The organism is Mariprofundus ferrooxydans PV-1 (assembly GCF_000153765.1).
Classification (GTDB): Bacteria; Pseudomonadota; Zetaproteobacteria; order Mariprofundales; family Mariprofundaceae; genus Mariprofundus; species Mariprofundus ferrooxydans.
On the sequence record NZ_DS022295.1, the window covers coordinates 1,001,686 to 1,018,660 of the forward strand.

The following is a 16,975-nucleotide window of genomic DNA, read 5'->3' on the forward strand; positions in this document are numbered from 1 at the left end:
TGTATCGGAAAAAACGTCCATACACAATAATATGACTAAACGAAGACTGGCAACGATCAGTTATTCTCCACCACCATCAGCTTGCCGTCCGCACCAGTAATTTTGGTACGCTGCAGCTTGCCGTCGCTGTAGCTGTACAACACCTCCAGATAAGCCTCGTAAATCCCGATTTACCGCATATGAGTGAAAGTTCAAATATTTTCTAATTCTTGCCAAAGAGTTTATACTTTCTTCTGGACGATTCGGGAGAATGCAATATTGTGGAAAAAACAACCTGACAACGGCGAAGTAGCACGACTGCCCGGAAACGGCGCTACCCCGGATGAGTCTGCAGCCCGGTTGCATACAGCTGGAGTCGGTAACCAGTCCGACTCCCTGCAGGCAGAACAGGTCAGACTACTCTATTCCCACCTGCCTGTATCCATTGCAATCAGTGCGATGCTTGCTGCGATCCTGATCAGCATTCAGTCATCAGTAATCGACCCTGTCCTGCTATTTGGGTGGTTCGCTATCCTTGGCGCGGTGTTAATAGGCCGAACAGGGTTGTTTATCGCCTGGAAACGACAAGCAAGCACAACTTACCCTGCCGATACTGATCGCTGGCTGTTTCGCTTTCGGGTCGGCATCGTCATTACCGGTATCGTTTGGGGGCTTGGCGGCATTTTGCTCTCACCAGCCAGAGATATCGCACATACAATCTATATTTCATTCACATTAGCCGGACTATGTGCAGGAGCAGCCTCGACTCTGGCCATTGACCGTAAATCGCTGATGGGCTTCATAGTGCCTCCCCTGGTATCGCACGCTGTGTTCCTGGCTGCCGAAGGTGATGTGATCTTTCTCGGCTTGAGCGCGATGATTCTGCTGTTTTTAATGTTTTTGCTATTCAGCGGACGGCAATCCGAACTCCGATTCGAGGAGAATTTTAACCTGCGCATCAAGGCGAGCGAAAATGAATCCAGATTACTTCAGATACTGGAGAGCAGCCCCATTGCCACTCGCATCGCGGATGCAGCCAGCAACCGGGTGGTTTTTGCCAATAGTTGTTACGAAAACCTGATCGAATTGCCGGCTGGAAAGGTTATTGGCGCCAAGCCATCCAGCTATTACGCCCACCCGGAAGAGTATACCGAAGTCGTGAAAATGCTCGCCGGCGGTGGGCAGGTCGTGAACCGACAGGTCGAGATTCGCTCGCCCGGGTCACCTCAATGGACCAAATGGGTGTTGGCCTCTTATTTCCCAATCGAATACCAGGAAAAGCCGGCCGTGCTTGGCTGGTTTTACGATATTACCGAACGTAAACTTATGGAAGATAAGGTCGAGTACCAAGCCTTTTACGATACACTCACCGGACTGGCGAATCGATCACTGTTTCACAACACCCTGCATCAGGCGATAGCCAATGCCAAACGTGAAAAATGTTCCCTTGCGCTTATATTTGTCGATCTGGACAAATTCAAACCCGTCAACGACCAGTTCGGACACGGCATCGGAGACCTGCTGCTGAAGGCAGTTGCAGATCGCATCACTGGTTGCCTGCGAGAATCCGACTCCGCAGCCCGAATAGGTGGCGATGAATTTGTTGTTCTGCTCCCCTCGGTAGGAGTCATAAAAAATGCCTTGAAGATCGCAGAGAAGGTTCGGCATGAATTAAATCAACCTTTCGAAATCGAGGGGCTGACTCTCAATATATCCTCAAGCAACGGAGTAGCCCTCTATCCGGATCATGCCGATGATGCCGAGCAACTCATCAAACGGGCAGACATCGCTATGTATTATGCCAAAACCGAGGGAAAAAATAGTGTAAAAGCATATCGACCGGAAATGAGCGCTCAAACCAACCAGGAGCTATGACTGCGCCTGCCCTCATTTCCGGTAGATTTGTCGGTATAGGACCGGAGGTTACAGACAAAGCCAATACCCTATCAGCTATTCGCGGCAATCTAGTCCACATTGGGCTCCCGATTGTAAGCACATCGAACTGAGACGGTGCATTGAAACAAGACTTCGTCTGGAACGGTTTACATGTCAGTTTCGTTACAGCAAGAAAAAAGGCTCAGAAACACCGGGTTTCTGAGCCTTCATGAATCCTGTTGGATTCTCTTTTGGTACTCCCAAGGGGAATCGAACCCCTGTTTCCGGCGTGAGAGGCCAGCGTCCTAACCGCTAGACGATGGGAGCATCTTTGCGGGGGTGCGATTTGTACTGTTATCCGAGCGATTCGTCAACGTTAATCAAACGCGACACTGTTTCACGCAGGATTTTTTCCCTGCCTTTGATGTGTCGCTTGACCAGATAGGCATTGGCACCGGCATCCAGTGCGAGCTGTCGATCCTCATCAGCCTCGCGCGTAGCGATAATGAGGATAGGAATGTGCGCAAACTCCGCCTGCTCGCGTAAATGACGAATCAGACTGATACCATCCATCTCCGGCATCTCGACATCCGAGACCAGTAGATCATAGCCGTGCAGACCAACCTTCTCGAGCATGTCGGATGCACCGATAGCGGTATCGACCTGAAAACCGAGCGCTTCGAACATCGATTTCTCCACCTGCAGGGCGATAGTGGAATCATCCACCAGCAGAATACGTCGTCCGGTATAGAGCGACTTACCGTCACGCAATTTATCGACATCAACATCCGGAGTCGTCCGCCACATCAGCTTCAGGCCGTCCGGTTCAATCAATAACAGCACTGAACCGTCATCAATAATTGCGCAGCCCATCAGCCCGACAGGGTGGTAATATCGCAGATAGGGATCGATCTCCCGAACCATCAACTGTTGCGTATCGAACAACTCATCAACAACCAGCCCCAGATAACCTTCAAGGTGTTCGACAATCAGAATACCCGAATTCGCATCCGGCGCACTCTCCTCACCCATCATCAGTGCCGTTCGCAGATCAATCAGCGGCACCCTGTGCTGTTCATAGTCGATATAGCCCCGCGCATAGGGTCCGTGTCCCTGCCGGATCGTCTGCTCCTGCAGGGGCAACACTTTTTTCACCAGATTGCTGATCATACCAAAGCGCTGATCGGCGATGCGGAAAACAATAACCGGCTGCAAACCGATTGCCACCGGCAGTGTCAGGCGAAAACGGGTTCCTCTGCCCTTTTCAGTATGTATATGAATCGTCCCTCTGAGCTCACGCATGACATCCTGCACCACGCTCATGCCCATGCCTCTGCCTGCCAGATCATCGACCACACTGCGTGTAGAAAAGCCCGGATGAAAAATAAGCTCCAGAACCTCCCTGTCATCCATATCGACGGCTTCCGCGTCACTGATCAACCCTTTGGCAATAGCTTTTGTACGCAGTTCGTCCACATCCATACCAAGACCGTCATCCATCACATCGATGGAAACAAGCCCACCCGTCCGGCGTGCAGTCACGGTAATCTGCCCCTCTTCTGGCTTGCCCGATGCAAGCCGCATGGCACTGTTTTCAATACCATGGGCAATAGCATTATTGACCAGATGAACCAACGGCTCCGTCAGTGATTCAGCCGCAAGTTGATCCATCTCAATCGACTCACCGGTAATCAGCAATTGTACTTTTTTGCCGCTACGGCCGGCCACATCGCGCACCGTACGCGGAAACACCGAAAATACGCTGGCCAGCGGCCTGAGCATCAAGCCAAACACCTGATCGCGCAAATCATCGAGCATGGCTGCCGAACGCTTGTGCTGATGGTGCAATTCTCCGGCCAGAATCTGCGCCTGCCTGCCCTGCCGCTCCAGATCTGCAGCCAATACCCTCATGCCATGGCCGCCATCTGATCCGGTCAGTGCCTGTATACGCTCTTTCATGGCCGTTATATCGTCAGCCAGCTTGCGCAGCCGGGCTTCGGATGCATCCGGACGATAACGATCCGAGCCAAGCTCAATAATCTGATTGGACAGTCGCAACAGGCGGGCTCTGTCCACTCGCAGGAAATTACCGGAGTTCTGTTGAGACTCGGGTTGTTGTGCAGGCACAACTTCGTCCGGCGGCCTGAAGTCAATCGGTGTAGATGCCACCGGAGCACTCTCGCTGCCAGCCCCGACAGAGAGATCGGTCGCCGCATTTTCACCGCGTTCCAGAGATTCCTCAATGGAGCCCTTGATCGCAACGAGCAATGCTTTTGGCACCTGTCGCTTGCGTTTGCGGGCTTTGCCACTGCGTGGTGCGCTATCCGGCGCAGCAGATGAGGCAGCAACTTTTTCTCCCGGCACAGCAGGCGTGTTTGCATGCTCCACCCCTGCCTGCAAATCCGGAGCAGGCTCACGCTTTGTAGCGGCGGCTAACGAGTTTTCCAACGAGTCCTTGATAGTCGCCAGAACATCTCTGGACACCTTGCCATTACGTCGCACCCCTTTGCCGCCCTGCCTTGTTTTTGGCTTCTGTTTGGCCCTGTCCGATTGCGTATCGGCTTGCTCAGACATGTTGTTCGATTTTTCCGCTGAGGATTTGATAGCGGCGTCCGGAGCAGGAGTACACAACTGTTGGAAGCGCTCATACAGCAATGACGTATCCAGCCTGCGTTTGGCATCATGATGGCCGATACGCTCCTGTAGCGCATCATGCACATCATAAAGAAACTGGGTCAATGCATCGACATCTTCAGGCGAGTGCCTGATGGTATATTCCATAGCATCTTCAAACAGATGCCCCAGCTCACTGACATCCTGCACACCCAGCATTTGCGCTGAACCCTTGATTGTATGCGCATCCCGGCGCATCAGATTCAGGCCATCGCTGTCAAGGCTCCCCGCCTCCAGCAATACCAGCCTGCGATTGATTGACAGCAGGCGTTCTCTGGCCTCATCAAAAAATGAGGCAAGAAAACCCGACACATCAAACTCAGACATATCGCTCAGGACATGTGCAGCAGGCTTTCAGAGGCTTCGCTCAAACGAGCCGATGCCTCTTTATGCGCCTTCATTTTGTCACCGGAGATATGCAGTAGCTCGGAAATGTGCTGGAGCGCCTGCAGAATTTTCACATTCCGATCACTCTGCCGCTCGGCTCCCTGTAACAGGATCAATGTAGCCTCGATATTTTTCAGCGACACACTCTCCAGCCGCTTCAACACATCCACCGTTTGCCCGCAACTCTCAAGATAACTCTCCAGCTGTTTCACATCGTCATTGCTGCCTGCAACACGACTTGCCGCATCAACAGCCAGCTGCAGATCTGCACGTATGTTATCGAGATATTCGCGTGTCTGTCCCGCCATACGCTGCACTTCACCGGTAAAGCTGCCCGGAACGTTTTCGCTGCCGTCAATCGACGCATTGAGCACCAGCAACTGGCTCTCATCGGCAATATCCTGAATCCTGTCCAGTCCGCCGGCCACCTGCTCAAGCCTGCTTTCAAGCTCGGCTACGCGCTGAGGAATAGCAATCATGGACTCGCGAACGCCAGCCATGCCGGCAGCAAGGGCCTCTGCTTCCGCCGCGCCCCCTCTGGCAAATGAGGCCGCAATCTTCCAGTTCTTTTCCAGCGCCTTGATATTCACTGTCATCTTCTTGCCTGCATCGGCAATCAACGCCAGGCCTTTTGTCACTCGCTCCATAAAACGCGACTGCTGCTCGGTAGCGCCCGACTGTAACTCGCTGACTTCCAGGATATCACCTACGCTTTCGGCAACGCTGCTGGAGGCCTTCGACACCACCACGGCACGGGAGAGCAGCCCGCGATTAAGAAATTCCAGCAACAATACAATCAGTACAATAAAGGCCAGCAGGATATACATCTGCATTCTGGTATCCTGTTGATATTGAACCGAACGCTCGTTCAACCGGCTTTCAAGCCCGCTGACAATCACCGACAGCTTTTTCTGGGCGGCCAGCACAAGGTTCTGAGCCAGCAGCGTGACCTGAGCCGCCTGATCAGCCGGAATTTTATTGTCAGCCACATCATTGGCCATATTCATCACTTCGGACATCAGACCCGCCACCTGATTCAGCGCCTTTTGATCCTGCCCGTTCAGGCCGGGAATCGCCTTCACGCTGTCATAGCTTTTCCGGTAATCGGCCACAGCCTGCCTGAGTTTGGTGAAATTCTTCTCTTCCGCCGTCAGCGTGAAATCATTCATCGGCACCATGATATTGGACAGGGACGCTTTAAACTGTTCAATCCGGAACTGATCCTTGTATTCGTTTTCCAGATGTTGCATGCCCAGACTGCCCCGCCACGATGACGCAAACACAATACCGATCAGCACCAGAAACAGCAGCAATGACAGCATAAAATTGCGCCTGGCCAGACCGCGCAAGGATCTTTGCCTGGATGTGCCCGGATCAACCTGCCTGTTCATATCCCCTCTCCTCATAAAACTCTCATACTCGATAGCGCTGCAACATTGGCAACGAATCAATCATCCTGTTCATCTGTTGCAATAGCAATATTCGCCACTCATTCACCTACCCGGGCAATCCGGCTTTCTCACCATGCAAAAGCTGTCTGCAATCAAGCACAGATACCGGCAGATCGTCGACTGTAATCTGCTGGACAAGGCACTCCCCCGTCAGCTCATGTTCAGGAATCCGTCTGATACCAAGCACGTTGTCAACCTGAATACCTACATGCATGGCAGGGTCACGCAATAACAGAAACCGCGTATGTGTAGTTCCGGGCTGTTCAGCAGATGGCAACATTGTCACGCGGCCGGCATCAATGATGCATACAATCTGGCCATGAATATTGGCCAGGCCCAGCAAATGATCCGGTCCCATTGGAACCGGCGTAAGCTCATGCGGACGCAACACCTCCCTGATCTGGGATGAACGTATCAGGGCAGGCTCACCACCGATCACCACATGCAACATATCAAGCATCTATGCCGGCCTCTGCTGACGGGACATACATACGTTGTTCATCCCCGCCCTCCCCTGTGATAAATATGCTCGTAGAGGCTCAGTGTTTTGCGCACGCGCGCCTGCAACTTCAGCGGTTCTACCGGCTTGCCGATATAATCGGCCGCGCCGGCTTTCAGCCCCTGAACCTCATCCTCTTCACTACGTCTGGCTGTCAGCAGAATCACCGGCACATCATCAAAACGGTCCTGTTCGCGCATCTGTTTCAGCAGCTCCATACCGGTCATATTCGGCATCTCGCAATCGGTAAGTACCAGACTGGGTTTCATCCGCTGAAGCATATCCCAGGCTTGTTGGCCGTCTTCGGCCTGCAATACTTTATAACCATCGGCATCGAGCACAAACTCGACCAGATTACGTACGCTGCTGGAATCATCAACCACCAGAACCGTCTGTTGATCACTGGCAATCGTATAGCGGGCATGCTCCTTATCCCGTCGCCGCTGCACTTCCCCATAGCTGATAAACTGATGATTCTCGTCCAGGTGGTCGTTCAGGTCGAAACCTTCGGGTACCGTACAAACACGCATAACCTCCGGCAGACTGGTCTGACCCGCCAGAGCCTTGGACATCCCGTCCTCAAACAGTGTCAGCATATCCTCATCGCGTGCGGCCTGCATCAACTCCCGATCCGTTGCCCCGCGCGCAATCAACTTGCGTATACGATCACTCACATAGAGCACTTCATGCACGCCCATGCGCCCTTTATAGCCGATATTCATACAGTGCTTGCAACCGGCCTTGTCATAAAACCTGACACCCTCCGGAATACCCAAACGCTCGATGAGCTCATCTGTCGGTTTCGATTCCACGCGACATTGAGGGCAGAGACGGCGCACCAGTCGCTGGGCGACAATCAGGTTTAACGATGAGGCAAGCATGCTTGGCTCGATCCCCATATCGAGCAGTCGGGTGACCGTTGAAGGCGCATCATTGGTATGCAGCGTGGAGAGCACCAGATGGCCGGTTTGCGCCGCATGCAGCGCAATTTCGGCCGTCTCCTCATCACGAATCTCACCCACCATCACCACATCCGGGTCCTGACGCAAAATCGAACGCAATACAGCCGCGAATGTCATGCCTGCCTTCGGATTCACCTGTACCTGATTGATGCCTGCTATCTGAAATTCAACCGGATCTTCAATCGTGATCAGGTTCATCTCCTCATTCTGGATGTGGTGCAGAAAAGAGTAGAGTGTTGTCGTTTTACCGCTGCCGGTTGGTCCTGTCACCAGCACGGCACCGGTCGGTTGCTCAATACACTGGCGAATATGTTTGTAGGCCGTCTCTTCAAAACATAACACATCCAGATTCAGTGCCAGACCGCCCTGATCCAGAATACGCATCACTACTTTTTCACCATGCATGGCCGGCAGCGTGGAGATACGCATATCGTAGCTCTTGCCCAGCATTTTGACTCGGGCACGGCCATCCTGAGGTGTGCGTGTATTGGAGATATCCAGTTTCGACATAATCTTGATTCTGGAGACAACCAGCGGATGGGCCTTGGAGGGGAAACGAATCATCGGACGCAGACGTCCGTCCACACGCAAGCGCACAACACTCTGCTTGTCACCCGGTTCGATATGGATGTCGGACGAGCCGATTTTCATCGCCTGCACAATCACGCCGTTGACCAACTTAATGATCGGAGAGTCTTCCGCTCCCCGTTTCAACTCATCGAGATTAGCCGTCTCCTGTGTCGAATCCATCTCCTGGGTGAGTGCATGCTCATCATCCAGGTCATCCATTGCCGCAGTAAAGGCAGAATCTCCATCCTGATACGACTCATTGATCTTGTGCAGAATCTGGTCGGGCCGGGCAAGCCTGGGCACAATCCGCCGGCCAAGTTTAAAACCCAGCGCATCAAGCATAGAGACGTCCAGCGGCGTCGCCGTAGCAATCACGATATCCGTTTCATTCCGGCCAACCGGAACAAACATATACTGATAGCAGAGCTTCTCCGGACACAGCTCCATCAGCTGCGGATCGATGACCGTCTTTGAAATATCTATATAGGATGTCTTATAGAGTCTGGAGAGTGCATTGAACAGCGCGTCAACATCAACGCCCTCCGTCTCGATCAGCGCGGCGAGCAGACTCTTCTTTTTTGCCAACCCTAACTGCTCAGCTTCACTCAATTGAGCTTCTGTCAGTATGCCGGATTGAATCAGTTGCCGTTGATATTTTAAGTGCATGACACCCTGTACCCGCTCCTGCTTATTATTTGCAGCGCCTTAACATTAGCATTTAACTGTTTATACACAAAGGATATCAGGATCATACAACCTGAGGCCCTGTCCGTTCGAGTCTCAAACACGCACCTGCAGGGAAATGCTCCCTGTGCCCGGAGTTTGCGCTGCCTGTCGCAAAGCCTGTCAAACAGGGGGTGCGCTCTTAGTCACCGGAGCTGACATTGGCATAAAATGCGATACCGCTGTCCTTATCCTCATACAACTCCACCCAGGCATCGATACCCTGCTCGGTATCAGGCAGGCTGGACATCGGAATAATCGCCGTAACATTGGCATTGAGTGAGTCCAGAATTTTGCACAGACCACCCAGTTCAAAATCTGTATTATCGGTCGTACTGTGGTCGCGAAAACTCAGGCTGCAATTGATGCCGATATCATTCAGACCTTCAGAGGAATCGCGCAGCACATCCTGCTGGATATTGATCACATCCCCGTCCACCGAGTTACGCGTATGCGAAAGCAGCAACACCTGCGATCCTTGCATGGCCGTGATAAAACTGCTGAATTTTCCCAGCACAATGGCTTCAAATTCAAAGTTATCATCAACCTTCTGGAAGATGGCAAAGTTTATATTTCTGATCTCGCCCGCACCCGATATCTGCGGCACTGCCGTCGATAGCAAACCGAGAAAAATAAGCGGCAGCACATAAAAACGCACAAATCGCATGGATAAAACCCCTTCCCTCATTCTAATGATCCTGTTGTCCGTTCAGTCTGAACTGACATTGGCATAAAATGCGATACCGTTGGCTTCATCCTCATACAACTCCACCCAGGCATCGATACCCTGCTCGGTATCAGGCAGGCTGGCCATCGGAATAATCGCAGTAACATTGCTATTGAGAGAATCCAGCATTTTGCACAGACCGCCCAGTTCGAATGACGTATCATCATCCGTGCTGTGATCGCGAAATGTCATATGACAATTGATGCCGATATCATTAAGCCCTTCAGATGAGTCGCGCAGCACATCCTGTTGGATATTGATCACATCCCCGTCCACCGCGTTTCGCGTATGCGAAAGCAGCAACACCTGCGATCCTGGCATGGCCGTGATAAAACTGCTGAATTTCCCCAGCACAATGGCTTCAAATTCAAAGTCGGCATCAACCTTCTGGAAGACGGCTATATTCACATGTCTGAGCTCGGCCGCCCCCGAAACAAACGGCATTGCCACCAGCAGCAACGCAAGCGTGAAAACATTATAGCGAACGAATCGCATAGATAGCGTCTTCCATCATCTGATTGATTTTGTCCTTCATGGCACTGCGCATCCGGTCAACATCCTTTTTATCCAGACCGGCTTTTTCAAGTTCATCAAAATCTTTCATGCTGCCCATCGCATCACGCAGTTTTTTCAGGATCAGGTTCAGACGTTTCATTCCATCCACAGCATCTGCCGCGCAGGCATGCTGAAACCCGAATGAATAATTCGAAGACGTACCCACCGGAACCGACACCCCCAACAACAGTGCCAGCGCCATTGTTATCACCACTTTTTTCAAGACAATCCCCCCAACTCCCTCATAATCGAAAACACCCGATAGAAGCAGCTGCGCCAGGAACTGTCAAGAAATTACCGCTGTAAATCAGGTAACATAGAGCCCCTTTTTTCCACCGCAACATGAAGCCCGTGCTCTCCCGCACACGCCGGCTTCCCCTTCGCGCAACAGATTCATAGAGTGAGCGCGTGATTGCATATCTGAGCAAGCGTCTGGCCGCAATGATTCCATTGCTGTTCGGCATTACCATTATCTCCTTCGGCATGATGCATCTGGCGCCGGGCGAGCCAAGCGTGGTCGGTCAGGAGTTCAATCCCAAGGTCTCTGCACAGGATATCGAACGGCTGCGTTCCTATTACGGGCTGGATAAACCGCTGTATGAACAATACTGGCACTGGCTTAAACGACTGGCAGTGCTGGACTTCGGTCAATCGTTCTCTGCCGACGGACGTGCCGTACTGGACAAGATAAGCGAGCGCATCCCTGTGACGCTATCAATCAACATGCTGGCCATGCTGTTCATTATTCTCATTGCCATCCCCATTGGCGTAGCCAGCGCCGTACGGCGGGACTCCTGGTTCGACAAGGGTATGACCGTGTTCGTTTTTATCGGCTTTGCCATTCCCTCCTTCTGGCTCGGCCTGCTGTTGATGATCGGTCTCGGCGTCAATCTGGAGTGGCTGCCTGTTTCCGGCCTGCATGACTACAGCTGGCAGCAGATGGGATTCTGGCAACAACAACTGGATCTGTGCGAGCACCTGCTGCTGCCGGTTTTCGTTTCGGCTATCGGCGGACTGGCCGGCATGAGTCGATTTATGCGCACCGGCATGCTGGATGTGATTCGGGCCGACTATATCACTACGGCACGCGCCATGGGCGTGCCGGAAGGTACGATCCGCTACCGGTTGGCACTGAAAAACGCCATTCTGCCTATCATCACGCTGCTCGGCCTCTCCATCCCCGGCCTGATCGGCGGCTCGGTGATTGTCGAGCAGCTCTTCTCCCTGCCCGGCATGGGCCTGCTCTTTTTCGAAGCAGTCATGTCCCGCGATTATCCGCTGGTGATGGGTATTACCGTTATCGGTGCCGTGCTGACCCTGCTGGGCAACCTGATTGCCGACATCGCCTACGCCTGGGCTGATCCGCGCATACGCCATGGTCGTGATGCATGAATAACGCTGCCCTGAAAACATCCACCCTGCCCAACGCCATGCAGCGATTGCTGGCCCATCCGCTCATCGTTGCAGGCGGCACCATTGTGGCCGTTGTAGCTGTGCTGGCTCTGCTGGCACCGTGGATTGCACCCTATGACCCGACCAACATCGATGTCAGTGTCATTCTGATGCCGCCATCATGGCAACACTGGTGTGGCACAGACACGCTGGGCAGGGATGTCTTTTCCCGCATGCTCTTTGGCGCACGCGTATCGCTGGCCGTCGGTCTGGTTGCCGTTGGCATCTCACTGGTCATCGGCCTGATACTCGGAGCCATCGCCGGCTATGCTGGCGGCCGCACCGATGCCATGCTGATGCGCGCCACCGATATGGTACTCTGCTTCCCCACATTCTTCCTGATTCTGGCCGTAATCGCATTTCTTGAGCCATCAATCTGGAATATCATGATCGTCATCGGCCTGACATCATGGATGGGAGTGGCCCGTCTGGTACGGGCTGAGTTCCTCAGCCTCAGGCAGCGCGAGTATATTGCCGCAGCAGAAGGTCTCGGCGTATCGGCTGTGCGCATCATGTGGCGCTATCTGCTGCCCAACGCCATGGGGCCGGTGCTCGTATCGGCCGTGCTCGGTGTTGCAGGCGCCGTACTGGTGGAATCCGGCCTCTCATTCCTTGGTCTGGGCGTTCAACCGCCGAACCCCTCCTGGGGCAACATCCTGACCGAAGGTAAAGACAATATTCAAATCGCCTGGTGGCTCTCCATGTTCCCGGGCCTTGCCATCCTGATCACGGTGCTTGGCTATAACCTGCTCGGCGAAGGCCTGCGCGACTACTTCGATCCCAAACTCAGGTGAGTAACCATGATGGATGATCGGCACTACATGCAGAAAGCGCTGCTACTGGCTGAAACGGCAGCCGCAAACGGCGAGGTACCGGTTGGCGCACTGGTGGTATTGCCGGACGGACGTGAGTTTGCCGGCCATAATGCCCCGATCACCCTGCACGATCCTTCCGCCCATGCGGAGATGCGCGCCATGCGTGCCGCCTGTGCCGCAGTTGGCAATTACCGCCTGAATGATGCCACCCTCTATGTCACACTGGAGCCGTGCACGATGTGTGCCGGTGCAATCGTACACGCACGCATCGGGCGCGTGGTTTACGGGGCTGATGATCCCAAAACAGGCGCGGTCACATCTCTCTATCAGATTCTTGCCGATCATCGGCTGAATCATCAGCCGACAGTCACATCCGGCGTCATGGCCGATGAATGCAGCGCCCTGCTAAAGAATTTCTTCCGCCGCCGCAGACAAAACAGGGGAACCGTCGCAAACTGAGTCTCCGCATGCCAGGCAGAAAGTTGCTTGTATTCCTTAAATATGTTATGAATAGCACCATGATTCATTGCAGAAGGTGATTTTTTGAGCAAACAGTGGTTTGACGGAAAATCGGAGACCATGCAAACCTTCATCAGGTTTGTCGGGATTTATCTGCCTTTGATGCTATTCATCATGGGCATCTCATGGGCTTATTACCTTTCTGAAGAGAGTCAGTCTCTTGATGTATTGCGTTATCAGGAAACCTTCCATGTCGAATTGCAAACCAAGACGTTCCAACATGAATTCCAGTCGATTATTTCCGACCTGCTGGTGCTATCCGCCCACCAACAGATGGAGCTGATCGCCGATGACTCCGGAGAAGCTGACGACGCCGCGCTGGCCGATGAGCTCCTCTCCTTCTGCCGCTACAAGAAAATGTATGATCAGGTACGTTTTATGGATACAACTGGCATGGAGCGAGTGCGGATCAATTTCAATGGCGGCCATCCGGCTATCGCGCCAAAAACAGCGTTGCAAGACAAAAGCGGGCGTTATTACTTCAAGGATACCATTCGCCTTAAACAGGGCGAGGTGTTTGTCTCCCCTCTTGATCTGAATATCGAGAACGGAGCCATTGAACGACCATTCAAACCGACCATCCGTTTCGGCATCCCCGTCTTCAATAGCAAGGGCGAGAAACGGGGCATTATCGTGTTGAATTATTTCGCGGATCAGCTCATTACACAGTTGGAAAAGAGCTTGCATGACCCACTTGCCCCGGGCTTTGGCATGCTGCTCAACAGCGATGGCTATTTCTTCAAGGGGATACGCAATGAGGATGAGTGGGGCTTCATGCTCCCCGGCAGAAAAGAGAGGACATTTTCGCATCTGTTCCCCAATGAATGGGGTAAAATTGCGCAATCCCTGTCCGGCCAGTTTATCGATACCAAAGGACTCTTCACCTTCACAACGGTTTTTCCACTTGCCGAGGGTCTAAAATCAAGCGCCGGTTCGCCCGGTGCATGGAATGCCAGCGTCAGGGACCTCGACGCAAAGCAGTACCTCTGGAAAATCGTCACATTCATACCACGCGCATCCATCCTTGGCATGACGCATGATTTGCGCCAGGCGATTTTATTCTCCAATATGTTGATCGCACTGCTGGCTGGCACAGCTATCTGGCTGCTATCCGGGGCGATTACCAAACGCAAGGCTGCTGAGAAAGAACTGGTGCATATGGCCCACTTCGATCTGCTGACAGGGCTGCCGAACCGCCCCCTGCTTTACGACCGTCTGGACATGGCTATGGCCCATGCGCACCGCGAAAAAAAGAAACTTGCCGTTATGTTTCTTGACCTGGATGGTTTCAAGGAGGTGAATGACCAACTTGGCCATCAGGCGGGAGATGAGGTATTGCAAGAGGTGGCGCACCGCCTGCAACAGTGCGTAGGCCGACAAACAGATACCGTTGCAAGACTGGGCGGAGACGAGTTTGCGCTGCTGCTGGGCACCATCAAAGACGGACAGGATGTGGAAACAATCGCCGCAAGAGTGATCGAATCGCTGGGTGAACCTGTCATGCTCAGCGATGGGCAACCGTGCAACATCGGCGCCAGCATCGGTATAGCAATTTACCCGGAGCATGGCCTCTCTCAGGATGAACTGTTGAGTAACTCGGATACCGCCATGTATTCCGCCAAAGAGAACGGAAAAAACAATTATCGCTTCTGCTCCTGAAAGGCTTCGGGCCAGATCATTCAAACGTCGGTGGCGATTCATCCTCTTATAAGTGGCCATGTCAGGCGATACACATTCAAAGCTATAGAATATCCACAAATCACAAGGGAGATTATTATGACAAAAGAAGCAGATGTTGCAGCAGCAGTTTCAGGTTTTTATCAAGCGTTGAATATACTGTTTACCGGCGATGCTGAGCCGATGAAAAATGCGTGGTCGCATGCAGATGACAGCAGCTATATGGGGCCCGATGGACTTTATCTGCGCGGCTGGGAACAGATAAAAGCGATGTGGGAGCATGTCGGCGCGCTGAAGCTTGGCGGTTGTGTAAACCCGAAACAGTTGAATACGGTAGTTGGAGCAGACATGGCCCTGATCACATGCGTGGAGAGCGGTGAAAATGAAGTGGATGGTCAGGCTGAAACAGTTGGCATTCGTTCATCTACGGTCTTTCGCAAAGAGGGCGATGTCTGGAAAGTGGTCGCTCATCAGACAGATCTGTTGTCCTACCTGGCAGGGTAATATATAACGCTGGCTTGGGCTATTGGGACTCTGTATAGAGCCCGCTAATGGTCGCATCGTCAACCCACTGGAAGTGCATTGCGAATTTTACCTCCGGGAGATATTACCATGTTAAATATGAATTTTTCCGAGCGCCTTGTGGTAGAAACGCATCTAATGCCCTGGCTGCCAAGCCCCATAGAAGGTATCGAACGCAAGTTGCTCGCACGCGAAAATGCCGAATCGGGACACGCCACAAGTATAGTCCGTTATGCCGCCGGCGCTCGCTTTGCCCCCCACTCACATCCCCATGGGGAAGAGATTTTTGTTTTGGATGGGGTTTTCTCTGACGAGAATGGCGATTATCCGGCGGGCAGCTATATCCGTAACCCGGCAGGCAGCTCCCATACACCCTTCAGTAAGCGGGGCTGCACACTGTTCGTGAAGTGTGCACAGTTTACCGAAGGGGACACATCGAGTGTTCGCATCAACACTAATCATGCTCTCTGGCACCCAGGGCAAGGTGGCTTGAAAGTCATGCCACTGCACAGTTTCGAGGGCGAGAATACGGCACTGGTTCAATGGCCGGAGAATGAGCGCTTTCTCCCTCACAGGCACTTTGGAGGAGAGGAGATACTGGTGTTGTCGGGCACCTTCATGGATGAGTATGGCCAGTATCCAGCCCTTAGCTGGTTACGTAGCCCTCATATGAGTCAGCACCATCCCTTCGTGAAAGAAAAGACGTTGATTTTGGTTAAAGTCGGGCACCTGCCAGTAGCCTGAGCATCCCTGACAAACTCATGGCAAGCTGCCGCTTACCTGAACTGCCCCCCCCACGCCCACCGGGGAGCCCGATGCCTGCTACTCTACGGAGAGCGCTGCCTCGGCCTTGAATTCGCGGCCGAGCAGGAAGAATTCGGATGAGGTTTTGCGACTGGCTGCCGGCTTGATGTTTTTGATTTTTTTGAAGGAGAGGCCGAGCTCCTTACGGAAGGCATCGTAACCCTCGCCCATAAAGGTTTTCATCAGGATATCGCCACCCGGTCGCAGATACTGTCTGGCAAAGTGCAACGTCATCTCATTCAGACCGATCATGCGCATCTGATCCACCAGTTTGTCACCGGCCATCTCGGGCGCCATATCGGACACCACCAGATCAACCATGCGTCCCTGCAGCGCCTCTGCCAACGCCGCCTGCCCATCCGGTGAATCGAAATCACCCTGAATCAGCGTCACGCCGGTAATACCGTCCAGCGGTAACAGGTCAATGCCAATTACAATGCCACCGGGACCAACACGTCTGGCCAGCTCCACACTCCATGAGCCCGGTGCACAACCGAGATCGACAACCACTGCATTTTTGCTGATTTTCAGGCCATGCTCATCGAGAATTTCGGTCAGTTTGAATGCCGCGCGCGAGCGCTTCCCCTCTTTCTGGGCCCGCTTGACGTGCGGATCGTTGCTGTGCCGTTGAAACCATGCGGAAGTTTTGCGGGCTGCCTTGCTTTTGGATTGCTGTGCCATCTGTTACCTCTTTTTTTACCCTGGCGAACGCGGAAGAAATAGTTGAAGCAATATCGGAGACCTCTGCCGAAACAAGCATCTTACCCATTATGCCCCCGTCGCTT

Annotated in this window: 15 protein-coding genes and 1 tRNA gene; 7 read left to right on the forward strand and 9 right to left on the reverse strand. The window is 53.0% G+C overall.

The features are described from left to right. Positions 1-258: 258 nt before the first annotated feature. Positions 259-1,854 carry a sensor domain-containing diguanylate cyclase gene (locus SPV1_RS11545; RefSeq protein ID WP_009851395.1) on the forward strand — a complete coding sequence of 532 codons (1,596 nt, stop codon included), beginning with the start codon at positions 259-261 and terminating at the stop codon, positions 1,852-1,854. Between the two features lie 252 nt (positions 1,855-2,106). Here the strand turns inward: SPV1_RS11545 and SPV1_RS11550 are convergent. The 8 genes from SPV1_RS11550 to SPV1_RS11585 form a co-directional block, all read right to left on the reverse strand. After that, positions 2,107-2,181 (reverse strand) — tRNA-Glu (locus SPV1_RS11550). 27 nt (positions 2,182-2,208) lie between these two features. Continuing rightward, the gene (locus SPV1_RS11555; RefSeq protein ID WP_009851396.1) at positions 2,209-4,854 is read right to left on the reverse strand and encodes a hybrid sensor histidine kinase/response regulator; all 2,646 of its coding nucleotides are present in this window, start codon (positions 4,852-4,854) and stop codon (positions 2,209-2,211) included. A 5-nt stretch (positions 4,855-4,859) separates the two neighbouring features. Continuing rightward, entirely contained in the window at positions 4,860-6,305 is a 1,446-nt protein-coding gene (locus tag SPV1_RS11560) for a methyl-accepting chemotaxis protein (RefSeq protein WP_009851397.1), read from the reverse strand. Between the two features lie 106 nt (positions 6,306-6,411). After that, positions 6,412-6,825, reverse strand: a complete 414-nt coding sequence (locus SPV1_RS11565) for a chemotaxis protein CheW (protein WP_009851398.1) — start codon at positions 6,823-6,825, stop codon at positions 6,412-6,414. A gap of 38 nt (positions 6,826-6,863) precedes the next feature. Further along, entirely contained in the window at positions 6,864-9,005 is a 2,142-nt protein-coding gene (locus tag SPV1_RS11570; RefSeq protein WP_231288388.1) for a type II/IV secretion system protein, read from the reverse strand. A 256-nt stretch (positions 9,006-9,261) separates the two neighbouring features. Continuing rightward, positions 9,262-9,786, reverse strand: coding sequence for a hypothetical protein (locus tag SPV1_RS11575; protein ID WP_009851400.1), 525 nt, complete (start codon positions 9,784-9,786; stop codon positions 9,262-9,264). A 42-nt stretch (positions 9,787-9,828) separates the two neighbouring features. Further along, positions 9,829-10,341, reverse strand: coding sequence for a hypothetical protein (locus tag SPV1_RS11580; RefSeq protein ID WP_009851401.1), 513 nt, complete (start codon positions 10,339-10,341; stop codon positions 9,829-9,831). Further along, on the reverse strand, positions 10,322-10,615 hold the full coding sequence (locus tag SPV1_RS11585) for a hypothetical protein (protein WP_231288425.1): 294 nt from the start codon (positions 10,613-10,615) through the stop codon (positions 10,322-10,324). Before SPV1_RS11585 ends, SPV1_RS11580 begins: the two co-directional genes overlap by 20 nt. 194 nt (positions 10,616-10,809) lie before the next feature. Between SPV1_RS11585 and SPV1_RS11590 the strand changes: the two genes are divergently transcribed. The 6 genes from SPV1_RS11590 to SPV1_RS11615 all read left to right on the forward strand — a co-directional run bounded on the left by SPV1_RS11590 (position 10,810) and on the right by SPV1_RS11615 (position 16,130). After that, entirely contained in the window at positions 10,810-11,793 is a 984-nt protein-coding gene (locus SPV1_RS11590) for an ABC transporter permease (RefSeq protein ID WP_009851403.1), read from the forward strand. A 38-nt stretch (positions 11,794-11,831) separates the two neighbouring features. Next, positions 11,832-12,647: an ABC transporter permease gene (locus SPV1_RS11595; RefSeq protein WP_036196762.1), complete on the forward strand. Its 816-nt coding sequence runs from the start codon at positions 11,832-11,834 to the stop codon at positions 12,645-12,647. Between the two features lie 6 nt (positions 12,648-12,653). Then, the gene (gene tadA, locus SPV1_RS11600) at positions 12,654-13,127 is read left to right on the forward strand and encodes a tRNA adenosine(34) deaminase TadA (RefSeq protein WP_009851405.1); all 474 of its coding nucleotides are present in this window, start codon (positions 12,654-12,656) and stop codon (positions 13,125-13,127) included. Between the two features lie 84 nt (positions 13,128-13,211). Continuing rightward, positions 13,212-14,846 carry a sensor domain-containing diguanylate cyclase gene (locus SPV1_RS11605; RefSeq protein WP_009851406.1) on the forward strand — a complete coding sequence of 545 codons (1,635 nt, stop codon included), beginning with the start codon at positions 13,212-13,214 and terminating at the stop codon, positions 14,844-14,846. Positions 14,847-14,963: 117 nt separating this feature from the next. Continuing rightward, on the forward strand, positions 14,964-15,368 hold the full coding sequence (locus tag SPV1_RS11610) for a YybH family protein (protein ID WP_009851407.1): 405 nt from the start codon (positions 14,964-14,966) through the stop codon (positions 15,366-15,368). Positions 15,369-15,476: 108 nt separating this feature from the next. Next, positions 15,477-16,130 carry a cupin domain-containing protein gene (locus SPV1_RS11615; protein WP_009851408.1) on the forward strand — a complete coding sequence of 218 codons (654 nt, stop codon included), beginning with the start codon at positions 15,477-15,479 and terminating at the stop codon, positions 16,128-16,130. Positions 16,131-16,208: 78 nt separating this feature from the next. Here the strand turns inward: SPV1_RS11615 and SPV1_RS11620 are convergent, their stop codons facing one another. Further along, positions 16,209-16,871 (reverse strand): RlmE family RNA methyltransferase, encoded by a 663-nt coding sequence (locus SPV1_RS11620; RefSeq protein ID WP_009851409.1) that lies wholly within the window; start codon positions 16,869-16,871, stop codon positions 16,209-16,211. Positions 16,872-16,975 lie beyond the last annotated feature (104 nt).

What these genes read in the sequence shown, in the direction of transcription:
- SPV1_RS11610 (WP_009851407.1), top strand. Translation starts at nt 14,964, where the DNA reads ATGACAAAAGAAGCAGATGTTGCAGCAGCAGTTTCAGGTTTTTATCAA.
- tadA (WP_009851405.1), top strand. Translation starts at nt 12,654, where the DNA reads ATGATGGATGATCGGCACTACATGCAGAAAGCGCTGCTACTGGCTGAA.
- SPV1_RS11555 (WP_009851396.1), bottom strand. Translation starts at nt 4,854, where the DNA reads ATGTCTGAGTTTGATGTGTCGGGTTTTCTTGCCTCATTTTTTGATGAG.
- SPV1_RS11620 (WP_009851409.1), bottom strand. Translation starts at nt 16,871, where the DNA reads ATGGCACAGCAATCCAAAAGCAAGGCAGCCCGCAAAACTTCCGCATGG.
- SPV1_RS11560 (WP_009851397.1), bottom strand. Translation starts at nt 6,305, where the DNA reads ATGAACAGGCAGGTTGATCCGGGCACATCCAGGCAAAGATCCTTGCGC.
- SPV1_RS11580 (WP_009851401.1), bottom strand. Translation starts at nt 10,341, where the DNA reads ATGCGATTCGTTCGCTATAATGTTTTCACGCTTGCGTTGCTGCTGGTG.
- SPV1_RS11595 (WP_036196762.1), top strand. Translation starts at nt 11,832, where the DNA reads ATGCAGCGATTGCTGGCCCATCCGCTCATCGTTGCAGGCGGCACCATT.
- SPV1_RS11615 (WP_009851408.1), top strand. Translation starts at nt 15,477, where the DNA reads ATGTTAAATATGAATTTTTCCGAGCGCCTTGTGGTAGAAACGCATCTA.
- SPV1_RS11565 (WP_009851398.1), bottom strand. Translation starts at nt 6,825, where the DNA reads ATGCTTGATATGTTGCATGTGGTGATCGGTGGTGAGCCTGCCCTGATA.
- SPV1_RS11575 (WP_009851400.1), bottom strand. Translation starts at nt 9,786, where the DNA reads ATGCGATTTGTGCGTTTTTATGTGCTGCCGCTTATTTTTCTCGGTTTG.